Raw genomic sequence first — 20,001 nt, 5'->3', positions numbered from 1 at the left:
TGCGAGGCGCCCGGATTTTTGGGCCTGTAAGAAAGTAGCGCTCAGCGGGGTCGATGACCCGCTGCGTCGAGGGTTTGCCCGGGACACGGCGAGGCCGTTCGGCCTACACTTTCTGCTCCAAAAAAAGGAGCGACCCATGCCGATGGACTTCCTGCGGCGGATCGAAGACGAGGCTTTCCCTTTGACGGTGACCGATCCCGTGGACATCCGCAATGCAGCGGTACTCGTGGCCGCGGGCCTTATTGAGGCCGACCTGCCGACCGAGTCCGATGCGCCTGAACGGCCGGGCGTCGTCCTGCGCATCACGCCCCTGGGCCGCGCCGAACTCAGGCGAATGCGCGACAAGCCCGCCTGAGGCGGCAAGGCCGCACCTCACTGCGCCTGTGGCTCTCGCAAGGCGCGCAGCGCGAGCAGGAAGGTCGCGGCATTCCAGCTTTGCCCGGCCATGCCCATGGGCGCCAGCGTGCGGCCGTGGAACCACTCGGTGAAGCGCCAGTCCTCCAGCGCGTTGACCTCGGCCAGTCGCACCAGCTCCGACCACGCCAGGTCCTGCGCGCCCAGTTGGGCCAGCGCCATCACCCAGAACCCGCCGACAAAGGGCCACAGGCCGCCGTTGTGGTACTGGTGCACGATGTTCTGCTGGTGGCGGCCCATGTAGGCCCGCCACAGCGGATGCTGGCGCGACAGCGGATGCAGCACCACGCGCACGGGGTAGGGCACGCTGGCATGCGCCTCGGTGAGCGTCTGGACGATGCGCTGCGCCATCGCCGCATCGGCCAGCCCGGCCTGGAGGGCCAGCACGTTGCCGAACACATCGCCCTCGTCGCCGACCACGGCCAGGTTGACGAAGCTCAGATACAGGCCCGGGTCGCGCCGGCCGCGCCGCGCGTAGTGCTGCAGCAGCCGCGCGCGGTGGTACTCGGGCAGGTCGCGCTGGAACGGGTTGAACAAATGGTTGAAGTGGTGCTTCGTGGCCTCGGCATGGTCCAGCGCGTAGCGCCGCTTCACTTCGTACCAGAGCGCGTTGCTGTACAGCACGTAGCCCGAGCGCGGCATGATGTCGGCCCAGTCGCTGGCCTCGTTCTGCTGCAGCAGCCGGAAGTGCTGGTGCTCCTGCGCCAGCAGCCAGCCGATGGCGCGTTCCACCTCGCCGGCCCAGTGCGAGGGACCGACCTGCCCGTGGCGGCGCACGTGGTCCACGGCAATCAGCCACCACAGCGTGGCATCGATGCAGCCCAGGTACCAGAAGTCGGCGTCGCGGCCCTCGGGGTCGACGTACTTGGGAATCTGCCCGTTGGCCGCCTGGTGGGCGGCGAGCGCGTCGAGGCTGGCCACCGCGCCTTGCTCCAGCGCGGGCACGCCGCTGCCGCACATCGCGAGCACGCAGATGGCCGCGTCGCGCCCGAAGATGCGCGTGTAGCGCCGCGCTTCGGCCGCCTCGGTGCGGCTGGCGGCCAGGATGCCGTGCGGCGTCAGGTTGCGTTCCAGCAGCGCGAGCGATGCGTGCGCGCAGGTGTCGATCAGCGCGAGCGCCGGGGCGTCAGGTTCCTTCATGAGACATGTTTTTATCATCCGCCGCCGGGCAAGACCTACACGCAGCCGCGCCCCGACCCGACGAGCGCGCTCGCGAGGCGCGCCAGGATGAAGCCAGTCCTCTCAACTTTGAAAAAAGGAGTCCGACATGGCAAAGGACCAGAACCTGTTTCATGCAGACACAGATGATCCGGCGCGTGACACCCTCCCGGGCGATGCGCTGTCCACAGACCACGTGGTCCACGTACTGAACCACCTGCTCGAAGGCGCCCGCGACGACGCACACGCATTCCGCGCCGGCGCGGACGAGGTGAGGGCGCGGCGCCACAAGGACGTGCTCGCCGCGCGCGCCGCGCAATGCCAAGCCGCGGCCAGCCAGCTGGTGGAGCTCGTCATCACCTGCGGCGGCCAGCCGGCGGGCGGCGGCACGGCGCTGGGCGCGGTGCACCGCGGCTGGGCGCACGTGAAGGCGGCGGTGGGCGTGGCGGCCAGCGAGTCGTCGGTGCTCGACGCCTGCGAGCGCGCCGACGATGCGGCCGTGGCGCGCTACCGCGAGGCGCTGGCGCTGCGCCTACCCATGGGTATCCGGCAGATCCTGCAGATGCAGGCCCACGATGCGCAACGCGGTCACGCGCAGGTGCGTCTGCTGCTCAATACCCTGCGCGCTTGTCGGCAGTCGCAGCTGTAGCTTGCTTCCTGCCTTCGCAAGCGGAAAAATCCGTCGCCGGGTGCGCCTTCGGGCGCGCCCCCTCTCAAGCTCACCGGCCCTGCGGGCAGGCACAAGGAGATAGGCGACATGGACTTCGAAGGCATCTATTGTTTCGACACCGCGTCGGTGCGATTCGCGGTGTATCCCGACGGTCCGGAGGGCGCGCGCATCGTCGCGCAGATTTCCGAAGACACGCTGCACGATGCGTTCGGCGTGCGCGAGATCGGCGACGCGCTGATCGACGCGTGCAAGGCGAATTTAGACGTGCTCATGGCCGTCGCCGTTGCGCGCTACCGGGCAACCCCCCGGCAACCGATCGAATTGACCCCCGACGACTTCGGCGTGCACGCCTGAGCGCATGCAGCAGCCCGGGGCACGGGCTGTTCTCCGACAAGCCGAGGCGGTCAAGGCCTTACCCACCGCCTGCATCGGGCTTGCATAACCTGGAAAGGCTGGAGGCGAACCGAAGTCGGTCCTCGAACAACCGTTCCACTGGCCTTCAACGGGAGCGCCGGTGCCAACGACAACGAACCATCCCCGCCAGGGCGAACGCGACGTCTACCTTTTTCGGGAAGGAACCCACGCCCGGCTGTACGACCTGCTCGGCTGCCACCTCGACGAGGAAGAGGGCGGTGCAGGTTTCGCGGTGTGGGCACCCAACGCCGCGTCGGTCTCGGTGGTCGGCGACTGGAACGGCTGGTCGGGCGACGCCGATCCGCTCGTGCCGAGCCCTGACGGCTCGGGCATCTGGCACGGGCACGCACCGGCTGCCGCGACAGGCGACGCCTACAAGTACCGCATCCGTTCGCACCACGGCAACTACACGGTCGACAAGGCCGACCCCGTCGCGTTCAGCGCGGAGCCACCGCCGGCCACCGCCTCGCGCATCTGCGACCTGGCCTACACCTGGGGCGACGACGAATGGATGGCGACACGCGGCCAGCGCAACGCGCTCGATGCGCCGCAGTCGGTCTACGAGGTGCACCTGGGCTCGTGGCAGCGCCAGGACGGCCAGTTTCTCGGCTACCGCGAAGTCGCGCACCGGCTCGCCGCCTATGTGAACCAGATGGGCTTCACGCACGTGGAGCTCATGCCCGTGACCGAGCACCCGTTCTACGGCTCATGGGGCTACCAGACCACCGGCTACTTCGCACCGACCGCGCGCTTCGGCCCGCCGCAGGACTTCATGTACCTCGTCGACCACCTGCACCAGCAGGGCATCGGCGTGCTGCTCGACTGGGTGCCTTCGCACTTTCCGACCGACGAGCACGGGCTCGGGTACTTCGACGGCACGCACCTGTACGAGCACGCCGATCCGCGCCAGGGCTTTCATCCGGAGTGGAACTCCAGCATCTTCAACTACGGCCGGCCCGAGGTGCGCAGCTTCCTCGTGTCGTCGGGGCTGTTCTGGCTCGACAAGTACCACCTCGACGGCCTGCGCGTGGACGCCGTGGCGTCGATGCTCTACCTCGACTACGCGCGCAACCATGGCGAGTGGGTGCCCAACCGCCACGGCGGGCGCGAGAACCTGGAGGCCATCGACTTCCTGCAGACGCTGAACCGCGCCGTGTACCGCGCGCACCCCGACACCGTCACGGTGGCCGAAGAGTCGACCGCGTGGCCGCGCGTCTCGCGCCCCACCGACATGGACGGCCTGGGCTTCGGCGAGAAATGGAACATGGGCTGGATGCACGACGCGCTCGCCTACATGAAGGAAGAGCCGGTGCACCGCAAGTACCACCACCACAAGCTGACCTTTTCGCTGGTGTATGCCTTTCACGAGAACTTCGTGCTGCCGCTGTCGCACGACGAGGTGGTGCACGGCAAGGGCTCGCTGCTGAACAAGATGCCCGGCGACAGCTGGCAGCAGTTCGCCAACCTGCGTGCGTTGTACGGCTTCATGTGGGCGCACCCGGGCAAGAAGCTGCTCTTCATGGGCGGCGAGTTCGGCCAGCGCCGCGAGTGGACGCACGACGGCGAACTCGAATGGTGGGTCTGCGAGCAGGAAGGCCACGGCGGCCTGCAGCGCCTGGTGGCCCAGCTCAACCGCGTGTACCGCGGTGCGCCCGCGTTGCACCAGGTCGACTTCTCGTCGGCGGGCTTCGAGTGGGTCGCGGCCGAGGACGCCGACACCGGCGTGTTCGCCTTCCTGCGCAAGGCCGGCGACGGCAGCCCGCCGCTGCTCGTGGTGAGCAACATGACGCCGGTGCCGCGCACCAACTACCTGCTGGGCGTGCCGCTCGGCGGCCACTGGCAGGAGGTGATCAACACCGACGCCACGGAATTCGGCGGCTCGGGCTGGGGCAACTTCGGCGGCGTCGACACGGCGCCGGTGCGCTCCCACGGCCGCAGGCAATCGGTGTGCCTCACCTTGCCGCCCCTGTCCACGCTGATCCTGGAGCACGTTGCCCGATGAAGAACATCTTTTCGACCAAGCCCGCCGCCGCAGCGAACGACGGCACCGACATCGCCCTGGACCACGGCGCGGTCCGCGCGGTCATCGATGCCGTGCTGCCGAGCGTGGACCACGGCCGCTTTCCGGTGAAGTGCGTGGCCGGCGAGCGCGTGCCGGTGCGCGCCCATTGCTTCACCGACGGCCACGACGTGGTGCGCGTTCAGCTGTGCTGGCGCGCGCACGAGCAGCCCGCCTTCCGCGAAGTGCCGATGAAGCCGCTCGGCAACGACGTGTGGGAGGCCGCGTTCTCGCCGCCGTCGCCGGGCCGTTATGTCTACACCGTCGTCGCGTGGGTCGACCCCTTCGAGTCGTGGCGCAGCGAGATGACGCGGCGCGTCGACCCCGACGACGTGCGCATTGCCGCGCAGGTCGGGGCGCTCGAAATCGCGGCCGCCGCATCGCGCGCCGAGGGCGCCGACCGCCTCGCCTTGCAGCGCTGGGCCACCGAGCTCGATGCCGTGGCCGCCAGCCCCGGCTCCGACGTGGTGTCGCTGAAGGCGCTGGCACTGGACGACGAATACGCCGAGCTGGCACGACGCCATCCCGACCGCCAGCATGCGGTGCGCCATTCGGCCGAGCTACCGCTGTTCGCCGACCGCGAGCGCGCGCGCTTCAGCACCTGGTACGAACTCTTTCCGCGTTCGACCGGCCCCGCGCCCGGCGTGCACGGCACCTTCAAGGACGTGGAGGCGCGCCTGCCGGCCATCGCCGCCATGGGCTTCGACGTGCTGTACTTTCCGCCGATCCACCCCATCGGCCGCGAGCAGCGCAAGGGGCCCAACAACGCACTGCAGGCCGGCCCCGACGACGTGGGCAGCCCCTGGGCCATCGGTGCGGCCGAAGGCGGGCACACGGCAATCCTGCCGGCGCTCGGCACGGCCGAAGACTTCCGCCACCTGGTGGCGCGCGCCGGCGCGCACGGCCTGGAGATCGCCCTGGACATCGCCTTCCAGTGCGCGCCCGACCACCCGTATGTGAAGGCGCATCCCGGCTGGTTCCGCTGGCGCCCCGACGGCACCGTGCAGTACGCCGAGAACCCGCCCAAGAAGTACCAGGACATCTACCCCTTCAACTTCGAGTGCGAGGACTGGCGCGGCCTGTGGGCCGAGCTCAAGCGCGTGATCGACCACTGGATCGGGGAGGGCGTGCGCATCTTCCGTGTCGACAACCCGCACACCAAGGCCTTCCCGTTCTGGGAGTGGGTCATCGGCGAAGTGAAGCGCGCGCACCCCGACGTGATCTTTCTGGCCGAGGCCTTCACGCGGCCGAAGGTGATGCACCGGCTCGCCAAGCTGGGCTTCTCGCAGAGCTACACCTACTTCACGTGGCGCAACACCAAAGAGGAGCTGCAGGCCTACTTCACCGAGCTCTCGACCGAGCCCGGCATCGACTACTTCCGTCCCAACGCCTGGCCCAACACGCCCGACATCCTGCACGAGCAGCTGCAGACCGGGGAGACCGCCGTCTACATGTCGCGCCTCGTGCTCGCTGCCACGCTCGCGGCCAACTACGGCATCTACGGGCCGGCCTACGAACGCCGCGAGCACCTGCCGCGCAGCGCCGGCAGCGAGGAGTACCTCGACTCCGAGAAGTACCAGCTGCGCCACCGCGCCGACGACGACCCGGACAGCCTCGAGCCCTTCATCGCGCAGGTCAACCGCATCCGCCGCGAGAACCCGGCATTGCAGCGCGACCGGGGCCTGCGCTTTCTGCACATCGACAACGACCAGCTGCTGGCCTATGCCAAGGCATCGCCCGACGGCGAGAACGTGATCGTCACCGTGGTCAACCTCGACCCCCACCACGTGCAGACCGGCTGGGTCGGGCTGGAGCCCGCGAGCGTGGGCGTGAAGGACGGGCAGGCGTTCCAGATGCACGACCTGCTGAGCAACCAGCGCTTCACCTGGCAGGGCGACTGGCACTACATCCGTCTCGATCCCCGCAGCGTGCCCGCGCACATCTTCGTGGTGCGTCGCCGCCACGGCGACGAGCGCGACTTCGACTACTTTCTCTAAGTTCTCCAAGATCAGGAAGGCGAATCGCCCATGAACGCACCCGTCTCCCACATCGCGCTCGAAACCGTCGAGATCGACACCAGTGACGATCCGCTGTGGTATCGCGACGCGGTGATCTACCAGCTCAACGTCAAGGCCTTCTTCGACTCCAACAACGACGGCATGGGCGACTTCCGGGGCGTGACCGCCAAGCTCGACTATGTGAAGGAGCTGGGCGTCAACACCATCTGGCTCATGCCGTTCTACCCGTCGCCCCTGCGCGACGACGGCTACGACATCTCCGGGTACGAAGACGTACACCCGCAGTACGGCACGCTCGACGACTTCCGCGAAATGCTGGCCGAGGCGCACAAGCGCGGCCTGCGCGTGATCACCGAGCTGGTCATCAACCACACCTCGAACGAGCACCCGTGGTTCAAGGCCGCGCGCCTGGCGCCGCCCGGTTCGCCCGAGCGCGACTTCTACGTGTGGAGCGACACCGACCAGATCTACCAGGGCACGCGGATCATCTTCACCGACACCGAAACCTCGAACTGGACCTGGGACCCGGTGGCCAAGCAGTACTTCTGGCACCGCTTCTTCAGCCACCAGCCCGACCTGAACTTCGACAACCCGGCGGTGCTCGAGGCCATCTTCAAGACCATGCGCTTCTGGCTCGACATGGGCGTGGACGGCTTCCGCCTGGACGCCATTCCCTACCTGGTGGAGCGCGACGGCACCAGCAACGAGAACCTGCCCGAGACGCACGCGGTGATCAAGAAGCTGCGCGCCGCCATCGATGCGCAGTACAAGAACCGCTTTCTTCTGGCCGAGGCCAACATGTGGCCCGAAGACGTGCGCGAGTATTTCGGCGACGGCGACGAGTGCCACATGGCGTACCACTTTCCGCTCATGCCGCGCATGTACATGGCCATCGCGCAGGAAGACCGGCACCCCATCGTCGAGATCATGGCGCAGACGCCCGACATTCCCGAGGGCTGCCAGTGGGCCATCTTCCTGCGCAACCACGACGAGCTCACGCTCGAGATGGTGACCAGCAAGGAGCGCGACTACATGTACACCATGTACGCGGCCGACATGCGCGCGCGCATCAACCTGGGCATCCGCCGGCGGCTGGCGCCGCTGATGGAAAACGACATGGACCGCGTCAAGCTCATGAACGGCATGCTGCTGTCGATGCCGGGCTCGCCCATCATCTATTACGGCGACGAGATCGGCATGGGCGACAACGTGTTCGTGGGCGACCGCAACGGCGTGCGCACGCCCATGCAGTGGAGCCCCGACCGCAACGCCGGCTTCTCGCGCACCGACCCGCAGCGCCTGTACCTGCAGCCGATCATGGACCCGATGTTCGGCTACGAAGCGCTCAACGTGGAAGCGCAGGCGCGCGACGCCAGCTCGCTGCTCAACTGGACCAAGCGCATGCTCGCCGTGCGCAAGACCAGCTATGCGTTCGGGCGCGGCCGACGGCGCTTTCTGAAGCCGGGCAACCGCAAGATCCTGGCCTACCTGAGCGAGTACGACGGCGACGTGATCCTCACCGTGTTCAACCTCTCGCGCGCAGCGCAGCCGGTGGAACTCGACCTGTCGGAGTTCAAGGGCTTCGTGCCCATCGAGATGCTGGGCCGCGCGCCGTTCCCGCCCATCGGCGAGCTGCCTTACCTGCTCACGATGTCGTCGTACGGCTTCTACTGGTTCAAGCTCACGGCCGAGGCCGACGCGCCGAGCTGGCACCAGGAAGGCGTGGCGCTGCAGGAGTGGCCCACGCTCGTGCTGTTCGACGGCTGGACCAGCTTCTTCCGCGAGCGCGTGATGCCGTGGCGCATCGGCATGTCGGAGCGCATGCGCGCCCAGTTCGAAACCGAGACGCTGCCGCGCCACATCGAGATCCAGCGCTGGTACGCCTCCAAGGGCACGGCCATCCGTCGTGCGCGCGTGGCCGACCATGCCGTGTGGGACGTGGACGGCCTGAGCTGGATGCTGGCGCTGCTCGACCTCGAAGGCCCGGCCGGCGGCGCCACCTACTTCATGCCACTGGCGCTGGCGTGGGAAGAGCGCGACGAGGAGCGCATGGCCGGCGTGGCGCAGGCCGCGCTCGCCAAGGTGCGCCAGCAGGCGCAGGTCGGCCTCATGGGCGACGCCTTCTACGACGAGGCCTTCTGCCGCGCGCTGCTGCGCACCATCGCCAGCGGCGCCGAGCTGCCGACCGCCGGCGGCAAGCTGGTGTTCCGGCCGACGGCGGCCTTTGCGGGCCTGCAGGTCGACATCGACGCCTTGGCCGTCGGACGCCCGAGCGGCGTGAGCAGCAACACGGTGATCACGCTGGACGAAACGCTGTTCCTCAAGGGCTACCGCCATGTGCGCGAGGGCATCAACCCCGAGCTGGAGATGGGCCGCTTCCTGACCGAAGACGCGCACTACCCGCACTGCGTGCCCGTGCTCGGCGCGCTCGAGTACCTGACGAACGACGGCCGCACCATGACGCTGGCGATGGTGCAGAGCTACATGCCCAACCAGGGCGACGGCTGGGACCACACGCTCGGCTACCTGGAGCGCTTCTTGCGCGATGCGGCCACCACCGACGGCGAGGCGCGAGGCCGGGTCGAAGGTGCCGAGGTGGCCGCGGTGCACGGCGGCTTCCTGGCGCTCATGGCCACGCTGGGGCGGCGCACCGCCGAGCTGCACCGGGCGCTCGCCGTGCGCACCGGCGCGGCGGCCTTCGACCCCGAGCCGCTTGCGGCGGCCGACTTCGCCAGCTTCAAGACGCTGGCCGCGAGCGACGCCACCGCCACGCTCGCGCTGCTGCGCGAACGCCTTGATCTCGTGCCCGGCGCCGCGCAGGCCGACGCACGCACCTTGCTGGACGCAGCCGATGCGCTGCAGGCGAGCATCGCGGCGCGCCATCCGGTGGAAGGCGGCGGCATCAAGAGCCGCTACCACGGCGACTACCACCTGGGCCAGGTGCTGGTGAAGGACAACGACTTCGTCATCATCGACTTCGAGGGCGAGCCCGCGCGCAGCTTCGAGGAGCGCCGCACCAAGAGCTCGCCGCTGCGCGACGTGGCGAGCATGCTGCGCTCGTTCAACTACGCGCGCTGGACGGCGCTGCGCCGCGTGGCGCAAAGCCCCGAAGAAGCCCAGCGGCTGGCCGCACCGGCCATCGCGTGGGAGCGCGCCACGCGCGAGGCGTTCCTGGGCGGCTACGGCGTCGACGGCGCACCAATCGATGCCGAGCTGCTCGCGCTGTTCGAACTCGACAAGGCCCTGTACGAGCTGCGCTACGAACTCGACAACCGCATCGACTGGGCCCAGGTGCCGCTGCACGGCGTGCTCGCGCTGATCAACGCGCCGCGCGCCTGACTCACCCCTCTCCAGCCACCTCACCGGAAGACACACCATGGAAAACTTCGGCATTCACCTGGAGCCGCTGCGCGCCATCCTCTACCAGGTCGGCGCCTTCATTCCGCGCCTGCTGATCGGGCTGGTGGTGGTGCTCGTCGGCTGGCTGGTCGCCAAGGCGGCCCGCTTCGCCGTGACCAAGGCGCTGCGCGCCGTCAACTTCAATGTGCTCACCGAGCGCGCGGGGCTGGACAACTTCCTGCGCCAGGGCGGGTTCCAGGGCGACACCAGCAGCCTGTTCGGCGTCCTGATGTACTGGCTGGTGATCCTGGCCTCGCTGCTCATCGCCTTCAACGGCATGGGGCTGAGCTACATCGCCGACCTGCTGGGGCGCATCGTGTGGTTCGTGCCCAACGTGTTCGTGGCGCTGCTGGTGCTGGCCTTCGGCTCCTACTTTGCGCGCTTCGTGGGCGAGGCCGTGGGCAGCTATTTCCGCAGCGTGAAGATGCAGGACGCCGTGCTCTTCGGGAAGGTGGCGCAGTACGCGGTGATGGCCTTCGTGATCCTCATTGCGCTGGACCAGGTGAAGGTGGGCGGCGACATCGTGCGCGAGAGCTTCCTCGTGATTCTGGCCGGCGTGGTTTTTGCATTGGCACTGGCCTTCGGGCTGGCGGGCAAGGACTGGGCGAAGGCGCAGATCGAGCGCTGGTGGCCCAAGCAGGTCAGCGGCAGCAAGACGGCCCCGCCCGCCGTGACGCCCGTGGGCACACCGCCGCGCTTCGACAGCTCCGACCGACCGCCCCGCTGACTTTCCTACGCCCATCGGCCCCTGAATGACATCCAAGACCCATCCGACGATCACGGCCGTCTGGCCCGGCCGACCTTACCCGCGCGGCGCCACCTGGGACGGGGAGGGCGTCAATTTCGCGCTCTTTTCGCAGCACTCCGACAAGGTCGAACTCTGCCTGTTCGACGAGCGCGGCCGGCATGAGCTGCAGCGCATTCCCCTGCGCGAGCGCACCGACGGTGTGTGGCACTGCTACCTGCCCGAGGCCCGCCCCGGCCAGGCCTACGGCTACCGCGTGCACGGGCCCTACAAGCCCGAGGAGGGCCATCGCTTCAATCCGCACAAGCTGCTGGTCGATCCGTATGCGAAAGACCTCGTGGGCGAGCTGCGCTGGGGCGACGCGCTCTACGGCTACACGGTCGGCAGCAAGCGCGAAGACCTGTCGTTCGACCGGCGCGACAGCGCGCCGCTCATGCCCAAGGGCCGCGTGCTCGAAACCGCCTTCACCTGGGGCGACGACCGCCGCCCCTCGGTGCCGTGGCAGGACATGGTGATCTGCGAGATGCACGTGCGCGGCTTCACCATGACGCACCCCGACGTGCCGCCCGAACTGCGCGGCACCTACGCCGCACTCGGCTGCGCGCCGGTGGTCGACTACCTCAAGCGCCTGGGCGTGACCACGGTCGAGCTGCTGCCCGTGCACAGCTTCCTCAACGACCGCCACCTGGCCGAGAAGGGCCTGCAGAACTACTGGGGCTACAACACGCTGGCCTTCTTCGCCCCCGAGATGCGCTACAGCGCCTCGGGCAAGGTGAAGGAGTTCAAGACCATGGTCAAGTCGCTGCACTCCGCGGGCATCGAGGTGATCCTCGACGTGGTCTACAACCACACCTGCGAGGGCAACCAGCTCGGGCCCACGCTCTCGATGCGCGGCGTGGACAACGCCAGCTACTACATCGCCAACGCCGACAACCGCCGCTACTACGACGACTTCACCGGCTGCGGCAACACCGTCAACCTCGAGCAGCCGCACGCGCTGCAACTGGTGATGGATTCGCTGCGCTACTGGGCCGAGGAGATGCACGTCGACGGCTTCCGCTTCGACCTGGCCTCGGCGCTGGCGCGCGAGTCGGGCAAGGTCGAGAACCTCGGCGGCTTCTTCGATGCGATCCGGCAAGACCCGACGCTCAACCGCGTGAAGCTCATCGCCGAACCGTGGGACCTGGGCCATGGCGGCTACCAGGTCGGCAACTTCCCGCTCGGCTGGGCCGAGTGGAACGACCAGTACCGCGACGGCCTGCGCGGCTTCTGGAAAGGCGACGGCGGCCTCATCGGCGAGGTGGCCAAGCGCGTCACCGGCTCGGAAGACCTGTACGGCTGGTCGGGCAAGCGGCCCACGGCGAGCATCAACTTCATCACCGCGCACGACGGCTTCACCCTGCACGACCTGGTGTCGTACAACGACAAGCACAACGAGGCCAACGGCGAAGACAACCGCGACGGCAACAGCCACAACGTGTCGTGGAACTGCGGCGTCGAAGGCCCCACCGACGACCCCGAGGTGCTCGCCCTGCGCGAGCGCCAGAAGCGCAACCTGCTGGCCACGCTGTTGCTGTCGCAGGGCGTGCCGATGCTGCTGGCCGGCGACGAGCGCGGCCACACGCAGCAGGGCAACAACAACGTCTACTGCCAGGACAACGAACTCGGCTGGATCGACTGGGCACCCACGCCCGAACGGCTGGCGCTCACGACTTTCGTCGAGCGCATGGTGGCGCTGCGCCGCGCGCACCCGTCGTTCCGGCGCCGCAACTTCTTTGCAGGCAAGCCCGCCGAGGGCGAAACGCTCACCGACGTGCACTGGCTCAAGCCCGACGGCGCCGAGATGCGCCCCGAAGACTGGAGCGACACCAACGCGCGCTGCATCGCGATGTACATCCCCGGCGGCGGCATCGCCGACCGCGGGCCGCGCGGCGAGGCGCAGCACGACGACGACTTTCTGGTGCTGATGAACGCGCACCACGACGAGATCGCGTTCACGCTGCCGGCGGCCCCGCACGGCGCCTGGCGTCTTCTGGTCGACACGGCCGGCACGGCGCCGCCGCTTCCCGGCGAGGACGCCGCCGCACTCGCGCCCGCGTGGAGCGAGCCCGCCTATCCGCTGCAATGCCGCTCGCTCGTGGTGCTGAGCCGGCCGGACGTGCGGCCATGAGCAGCCATTCCCACGCCATGCCCTTCGGCGCCACGGTGCAGGAGAAGGGCGTCGAGTTCGCGCTCTGGGCACCCTCGGCGCAGACCGTCGTGCTCGAACATCCCCTGGCCTCGCAGCCGATGACGCGCGACGCCAAGGGCTGGCACCGCCTCACGGTGCTCGATGCCCAACACGGCGACCGCTACAGCTTCCGCCTGCCCGACGGCACGCGCGTGCCCGACCCGGCCTCGCGCTTCAACCCCGACGACGTGCATGGCCCGAGCGCGGTGATCGATCCGCGCCGCTTCGCCTGGACCGACGACGCCTGGCGCGGACGGCCGTGGGAGGAGGCCGTGGTCTACGAGCTGCACGTCGGCACCTTCACCGACGAAGGCACGCTGCGCGCCGCGACGGCACGGCTCGGCGAGCTGGCTGAACTGGGCATCACCGCGGTCGAGCTGATGCCGCTGGCCGACTTTCCGGGCCGCCGCAACTGGGGCTACGACGGCGTGCTGCCGTTCGCACCCGACGCCTCGTACGGCACGCCCGACGACCTGAAGGCGCTGGTCGATGCTGCGCATGCGCTCGGCCTCATGGTGCTGCTCGACGTGGTCTACAACCACTTCGGGCCCGAGGGCAACTACCTGCATGCCTACGGCCCCGAGTTCTTCAACGCCGGCAAGCAGACGCCGTGGGGCGCGGCCATCAACTTCGACGGACCGCGCTCGCGCACGGTGCGCGATTTCTTCATTCACAACGCGCTCTACTGGGTGGAAGAGTTCCGCTTCGACGGCCTGCGCCTGGACGCGGTGCACGCCATCCACGACGAGACGCGGCCGCACATCGTGCATGAGATCCGCGAGGCGCTGAACAACGGACCGGCTCGCGAACGTCATGTGCACCTGGTGCTGGAGAACGATGCCAACCAGGCCTCGATGCTGCTGCGCGACAGCCGCGGCCGGCCCGTGGCCGGCACGGCGCAGTGGAACGACGACCTGCACCACGCGGTGCATGTGCTGGTCACTGGCGAACGCGACGGCTACTACGCCGACTATGCCGACGACCCGGTGCGCCGGCTCGCGCAGGCGCTGGCCGAGGGCTTCATCTACCAGGGACAGCCGTCCGCCTTCCGCCATGGCGAGGCGCGCGGCGAGCCGAGCACGCGGCTGCCTTCGACGGCCTTCGTGTCGTTCCTGCAGACGCATGACCAGGTGGGCAATCGCGCCTTCGGCGAGCGCATCCACGCGCTGGGCGATCCGGTGCTGGTGCGCGCGGCCATGGCCTGCCTGCTGTTGTCGCCGCACGTGCCGATGCTGTTCATGGGCGACGAGTTCGCGGCTTCCACGCCGTTCCAGTTCTTCTGCGATTTCGGGCCGGACCTGGCGAGCGCGGTGTCCGAGGGCCGGCGCGCGGAGTTCGGCGGGTTCGCCGCGTTCGCGGACGAAGTCGCTCGCGCCCGCATTCCCGATCCGAATGCCGAGGCGACTTTCCTCGCGTCGAAGCTGCGCTGGCGCGAACGCGGCACGCGCGCGCACTTTGCGCGGCTGTGCGAGGTGCAGCAGCTGCTGGCACTGCGCCATCGCCTCATCGTGCCCAAGCTTGGCGGCATGGTGGGCGCGGGCAGCTGGCGGTGCGAGAACGGCACGCTGCAGGTGCAATGGGACCTGGGCACGGCGCGGTTGTATCTGCTGGCGCACTTCGGAACGCGACCCGTGGAGTTGCTCGCCGAACTGCCGGGTGAGGTGGTCCACAGCGACGGCGTGACGCGCGGCGACAGCACGCTGAGCCTGTCGCGCGGCGCGGTCCACGTGACGCTGGAAGCACTGCATGGTGGATAACGCCTTCCGCCAGCTGTGCGCGCATTTCAGCATCGCGCCCGGCTACGTCGATGCCTTCGGCGTCCGGCGCGAAGCCTCCACCGACAGCCTGATCGCGCTGCTGGCCGAGTTCGGCGTGCGGCTCGACAGCACCGCCGACGCGGGCCCCGCATTGGCCGCCGCGCATCGCGCGCGCTGGGCGCAGGCGCTGCCGCCGGTGCAGGTCGTGCGGGCCGGAAGCGTCGCGTGGTCGGTGACTCTGCGGATGCCGGTGTCGCTGAGCCGGCTGCGCTGGCAGCTCGCGGACGAGCACGGGCGCGAGGTGGAAGGCGAGGCCGACGCCCACGCCTTTGCCGAGACCGACCGCACCGACATCGACGGTGTTGCCTGGTGCCAGCGCACATTGCAGATACCGCTGGCGCTCGAAGCCGGCTACCACCGGCTGCACATCGATGGCCTGCGTGGCGAGACCTGCGTGCTGGCCTCGCCGGGCCGCTGCTACCGGCCGCCCGCGGTGCGCGACGGCGGGCGCGTCTGGGGGCCGGCCGTGCAGCTCTACAGCCTGCGCTCGCCGCGCAACTGGGGCATCGGCGACTTCGGCGATCTCGAAGACCTGGCCGTGCGCATGGCGGCGCAGGGGGCCGACGTCATCGGGCTCAACCCGCTGCATGCGCTGTTCGCGAGCACGCCGCTGCACACGAGCCCGTACAGCCCGTCGTCGCGCCAGCAGCTCAACGTGCTGTGCATCGACGTGGAGGCGGTCGACGGTTTCGAGGCCTGCGATGCAGCCCGCGCGCGCGTGCAGTCGCCCGACTTCCAGGCGCGGCTCGCTGCGTTGCGCGCGAGCCCGCTGGTCGACCACGCCGGCGTGGCGGCGGCGAAGTTCGAGGTGCTCACGCTGCTCTTCACGCATTTCTGCGCACGGCACCTGCCCGTGGACAGCGCGCCCAGCGAGACGGGCCGCGCGTTCCTGGCCTTCGTCGCGGAGCGCGGCGAGGCGCTGCGGCAGCACGCGCTGTTCGAAACGCTGCAGGCCCACTTCCTCGCGACCGAAGGCGGCGCGTGGGACTGGCACGACTGGCCTGCTGCCTACCGCGATCCCGATTCGGCCAAGGTGACCGCGTTTGCCGTGGCGCATGCATCGCGCGTGCAGTTCCACCAGTACCTGCAGTGGGTGGCGGCGCGGCAGCTGGCGCGCGTGGCGGCGCGCTGCGACGCGCTCGGCATGGGCATCGGCCTGTACATGGACCTCGCGGTGTCGGTGGACCGCGCGGGCTCCGACGCCTGGGGCGCGCAGCAGGTGTTCGCACCGGGCGCCAGCGTCGGCGCGCCGCCCGACGAGTTCAATCCCGCGGGCCAGGGTTGGGGCCTGCCGCCGCTGCGCCCGGATCGCCTGCGCGCCGAAGGTCATCGCTTCTTCATCGAGACGCTGCGCGCCGGCATGCGTGGCGCGGGCGCGCTGCGCATCGACCATGTGATGGGGCTGATGCGGCTGTTCTGGATTCCGCGCGGCTCCAGCGCGCGCGAGGGCGCGTATGTGGCCTACCCGCTCGACGAGATGCTCGCCATCGTGGCCATCGAAAGCCACCGCAACCGCTGCATGGTCGTGGGCGAAGACCTCGGCACGGTCGAGGATGCGGTGCGCGACGCGCTCGCGCAGGCCGACGTGCTCTCGTACCGCCTGCTGTACTTCGAGAAGCAGCACGACATCGGCCGCTTCAAGCCGCCCGAGGCTTACCCGGCCGCCGCGCTGGTCGCGATCGGCACGCACGACCTCGCGACCTTTGCCGGCTGGTGGACCGCCGCCGACCTGCGCGAACGCCTCGCGCTCGACCTGTTCCCCGACCCCGCGGTGTTCGACCAGCAGCTCATGGACCGCGCGCAGGAGCGCATCGCGCTGATGCAGGCGCTGCAGCAGGCGGGCTTGCTGTCGCGCGAGGAGGTGGCGCAGGCCGCGGGGCGCGCGCTGCCGTCCGCGCGCCTCGTGGAAGCGGCACACGCTTTTCTCGCGGCGACACCCTCGGCGCTGATGATGGTGCAGCTCGAAGACGTGGCCGGCGTGGTCGCGCAGGCCAACCTGCCCGGCACCGTCGACACGCACCCGAACTGGCGGCGCAAGCTGCCCGAGCCGGTGGCGGCGCTGGTGGGCGGCGAACGCATGCGCGCGCTGGGCGAGGCCTTGCGCGCGGCGCGACCTCACAAGGTCGAGACCCACATCGAATCACCCGGCCTGCAGACCCGCGTGCCGCGCGCCACCTACCGGCTGCAGTTCCACAAGGGCTTCGGCTTCGACGACGCGATCCGCGTGTTGCCGTACCTCGCGCAGCTCGGCGTGAGTCACGTGTACTGCTCGCCGATCCAACGGGCCCGCGCGGGCAGCATGCATGGCTACGACGTGGTCGCGCACGCACAGGTCAACCCCGAGCTCGGCGGCGAGGAAGGCTTTGCGCGCTTCGTCGACGCGCTGAAGGCCCACGGCCTCGGCCAGCTGCTGGACATGGTGCCCAACCACATGGGCGTGTTCGGCGCCGACAACGCGTGGTGGATGGACGTGCTGGAGAACGGCCCCGCCTCGCCGTTCGCGCCGTATTTCGACATCGACTGGCACCCGCTCAACGTCGAGCTGACCGGCAAGGTGCTGCTGCCCGTGCTGGGCGTGCACTACGGCGAAGCGCTGGACCATGGCGAGCTGGTGCTGCGCTTCGAGGCCGACACGGGCAGCCTGGCCGTCGGTTACTACGAACACCGCTTTCCGCTGGCGCCCGAGAGCTATCCCTTCGTGCTCGAACGCGCGCTCGCGCGGCTGGGCGATGCGGTGGCGGTCGACCGGCTCGCAAGCCTGTCGACCGCGTTCGGCCACCTGCCGCGGCGGGACACGACTTCTCCGCAGGCGCAGGCCGAACGCGTGCGCGACAAGGAGCTGCTCAAGGCCCGGCTCGCGCGGCTGGCGCAGCGCCATCCGGCGGTCGCGCAGGCGCTTGCGGCGTCGGTGGCCGAGCTCAACCTGGCCCAGCCCGACGCGCGCGATGCGCTGCACCGGCTCATCGAGGCGCAGGCCTTCCGGCTCGCGCACTGGCGCGTCGCGGCGGACGAGATCAACTACCGCCGCTTCTTCGACATCAACGACCTCGCGGCCGTGCGCATGGAGCGCGACGAGGTGTTCGAGGCCACGCAGTCGTTCGCGCTCGACCTCGCGGCGGCGGGCGTGGTGGACGGCCTGCGCATCGACCACCCCGACGGCCTGTACGACCCGGCGGACTACTTCCGCAAGCTGCAGGAAGGCTATGCGCGCCGCGCCGGGCTCGTGCTGCCCACGCACGATGTCGACGGCCGACCCGCGCGTCCGCTGTACGTGGTGGCCGAGAAGATCGCCGGCGCGCACGAAGAGGTGCCCGACCGCTGGCACGTGCACGGCACCACCGGCTACCGCTTCGCGAACGTGGCCAACGGCGTGCTCGTCGACACCACGGCCGAGGCCGCCGTGGTGCATGCCTGGCAGCGCTTCACGGGCGAGACCGACGACTTCGCGGCGGTCTGCCGCGCGGGGCGGCGCGAGGTGATGCGCAATGCGTTGTCGTCGGAGCTGAACGTGCTTTCCACCGAGCTGCTGCGCATCGCGCGGGCCGACCGCCGCACGCGCGACTACACGCTCAATGCACTGCGCCGCGCGCTGGCCGAGGTCGGCGCGTGCATGCCCGTGTACCGGACCTACATCGTCGACGGGCCCTCGGCACAGGACGCACGCTTCATCGACGAGGCCGTGGACGAGGCGGTGCGGCAGAGCGGCGATGCCGACCGCTCGGTCTTCGACTTCGTGCGCAGCGCGCTGCGCGGCGAGGCCGTCGCCTCGGCGCCGGCCGCGCTCGACGAACAGGTGCGGCGCTTCGCCGTGCGCTTCCAGCAGTTCAGCGCGCCGGTGGCGGCCAAGGGCGTGGAGGACACGGCGTTCTACCGCTACTTTCCGCTCAGTGCGCTCAACGAGGTGGGCGGCGAGCCCGACCGCTTCGGCATCGAGGTCGAGGCCTTCCATGCGGCGAGCGCCGACCGCGCGCAGCGCTGGCCGCACACGATGCTCGCGACCTCGACGCACGACAACAAGCGCTCGGAAGACGTGCGCCACCGCATCGACGTGCTGTCCGAGATGCCCGAGGAATGGATGCAGGCGCTGGCGCGCTGGCATGGCCTGTGCCGTGGGGCGCGAACGAAGCGGGCCGGCGGCGAGGCACCGTCGCGCGCCGACGAGTACCTGCTGTACCAGACGCTGCTGGGCACCTTGCCCGTGGGAGGCCTCGACGCCGACACCGCGCCGGGCTTCAGCGAGCGCATCTGGCAGTACATGCAGAAGGCCGCGCGCGAGGCCAAGCTGCGCACGCGATGGTCGCAACCCGACGCGGACTACGAGGCCGGGCTCGAACATTTCGTGCGCGCGCTGTTGGCCGATCCGGCCACGAACGACTGCCTCGCCGACATCCAGCGGCTGGCCGACACGCTGGCGTGGTTCGGCGCCTGGAACGGCCTCACGCTCACGCTGCTGAAATACGGCTCGCCGGGCGTGCCCGACCTCTACCAGGGCAGCGAACTCATCGAACTGAGGCTGGTCGATCCGGACAACCGGCGGCCGGTGGACTACGCACTGCGGCAGGAGCGGCTGGCCGCGCTGCAGGCGATGGCGGGGCAGGGCGACCTGGCGGTGCAGGTGCGCGCGATGGTGGCGTCGCCGCACGACGGCCGCGCCAAGCTGTGGTTCATCTGGCGGCTGCTGTCATTGCGGCGGGACCAACCGCTGCTGTTTCGCGAGGGCAGCTACGAGCCGCTGCAGGTCGAAGGGCCGTTGGCACGGCATGTCGTGGCCTTCGCGCGCCGCCACGAGGGGCAGATGCTCGTGGTCGTGACGGGGCGCCTGTTCGCCGCGTTGTCGCGCCGCAGTACGGGCGACGATGTGGCGCCGGCGCTGCCCGATGCGCAGGTCTGGAAAGGCACGACGGTGCGCCTGCCCGAAGGCGTGAGGGAGATGGCGTTCGAGAGCCTGCTGACCGGTGAGTCGTTGACGGCCGGAGAAGGGCGCATCGACCTGGCCGACGCGCTGCGGTGCATGCCGTGGGGGGCGTTCCACGCCCGCACATCGTCCTGACGCTGACCCTGAACCGCGCCAGTGCTT

General features: G+C 69.5%; 11 protein-coding genes. 10 read left to right on the top strand and 1 reads right to left on the bottom strand.

The window, feature by feature from the left end; translation table 11 throughout:
* The first annotated feature begins 136 nt into the window (after positions 1-136).
* Positions 137-355 (top strand): hypothetical protein, encoded by a 219-nt coding sequence (locus CY658_RS31680; RefSeq protein WP_101493935.1) that lies wholly within the window; start codon positions 137-139, stop codon positions 353-355.
* 17 nt (positions 356-372) lie between these two features.
* On the opposite strand, the gene CY658_RS31675 is transcribed toward CY658_RS31680, so the two are convergent.
* Positions 373-1,554 carry an amylo-alpha-1,6-glucosidase gene (locus CY658_RS31675; protein ID WP_101493934.1) on the bottom strand — a complete coding sequence of 394 codons (1,182 nt, stop codon included), beginning with the start codon at positions 1,552-1,554 and terminating at the stop codon, positions 373-375.
* A gap of 127 nt (positions 1,555-1,681) precedes the next feature.
* On the opposite strand from CY658_RS31675, the gene CY658_RS31670 reads away from it, so the two are divergent.
* The 9 genes from CY658_RS31670 to CY658_RS31630 all read left to right on the top strand — a co-directional run bounded on the left by CY658_RS31670 (position 1,682) and on the right by CY658_RS31630 (position 19,974).
* Positions 1,682-2,221 carry a PA2169 family four-helix-bundle protein gene (locus tag CY658_RS31670; protein ID WP_101493933.1) on the top strand — a complete coding sequence of 180 codons (540 nt, stop codon included), beginning with the start codon at positions 1,682-1,684 and terminating at the stop codon, positions 2,219-2,221.
* Between the two features lie 108 nt (positions 2,222-2,329).
* On the top strand, positions 2,330-2,596 hold the full coding sequence (locus tag CY658_RS31665; RefSeq protein WP_101493932.1) for a hypothetical protein: 267 nt from the start codon (positions 2,330-2,332) through the stop codon (positions 2,594-2,596).
* A gap of 160 nt (positions 2,597-2,756) precedes the next feature.
* Entirely contained in the window at positions 2,757-4,658 is a 1,902-nt protein-coding gene (gene glgB, locus CY658_RS31660; RefSeq protein ID WP_101493931.1) for a 1,4-alpha-glucan branching protein GlgB, read from the top strand.
* Positions 4,655-6,712 (top strand): alpha-1,4-glucan--maltose-1-phosphate maltosyltransferase, encoded by a 2,058-nt coding sequence (locus tag CY658_RS31655; protein WP_101493930.1) that lies wholly within the window; start codon positions 4,655-4,657, stop codon positions 6,710-6,712. Before glgB ends, CY658_RS31655 begins: the two co-directional genes overlap by 4 nt.
* 30 nt (positions 6,713-6,742) lie before the next feature.
* Positions 6,743-10,072, top strand: a complete 3,330-nt coding sequence (gene treS / locus CY658_RS31650; protein WP_101493929.1) for a maltose alpha-D-glucosyltransferase — start codon at positions 6,743-6,745, stop codon at positions 10,070-10,072.
* A 37-nt stretch (positions 10,073-10,109) separates the two neighbouring features.
* Positions 10,110-10,859 (top strand): mechanosensitive ion channel family protein, encoded by a 750-nt coding sequence (locus CY658_RS31645; protein ID WP_101493928.1) that lies wholly within the window; start codon positions 10,110-10,112, stop codon positions 10,857-10,859.
* A 25-nt stretch (positions 10,860-10,884) separates the two neighbouring features.
* Positions 10,885-13,047, top strand: a complete 2,163-nt coding sequence (glgX, locus tag CY658_RS31640; RefSeq protein ID WP_101493927.1) for a glycogen debranching protein GlgX — start codon at positions 10,885-10,887, stop codon at positions 13,045-13,047.
* Positions 13,044-14,864 carry a malto-oligosyltrehalose trehalohydrolase gene (gene treZ / locus CY658_RS31635; protein WP_101493926.1) on the top strand — a complete coding sequence of 607 codons (1,821 nt, stop codon included), beginning with the start codon at positions 13,044-13,046 and terminating at the stop codon, positions 14,862-14,864. The genes glgX and treZ overlap by 4 nt, the downstream gene beginning before the upstream one ends.
* Complete coding sequence (locus tag CY658_RS31630) at positions 14,854-19,974, top strand: malto-oligosyltrehalose synthase (protein WP_101493925.1); 5,121 nt, start codon at positions 14,854-14,856, stop codon at positions 19,972-19,974. Before treZ ends, CY658_RS31630 begins: the two co-directional genes overlap by 11 nt.
* Positions 19,975-20,001 lie beyond the last annotated feature (27 nt).

The organism is Variovorax sp. RO1 (genome assembly GCF_002849325.1).
Classification (GTDB): domain Bacteria; phylum Pseudomonadota; class Gammaproteobacteria; order Burkholderiales; family Burkholderiaceae_C; genus Variovorax.
The sequence above is the reverse complement of the archived record's forward strand: the minus strand, read 5'-3'. Positions and strand labels throughout refer to the sequence as shown.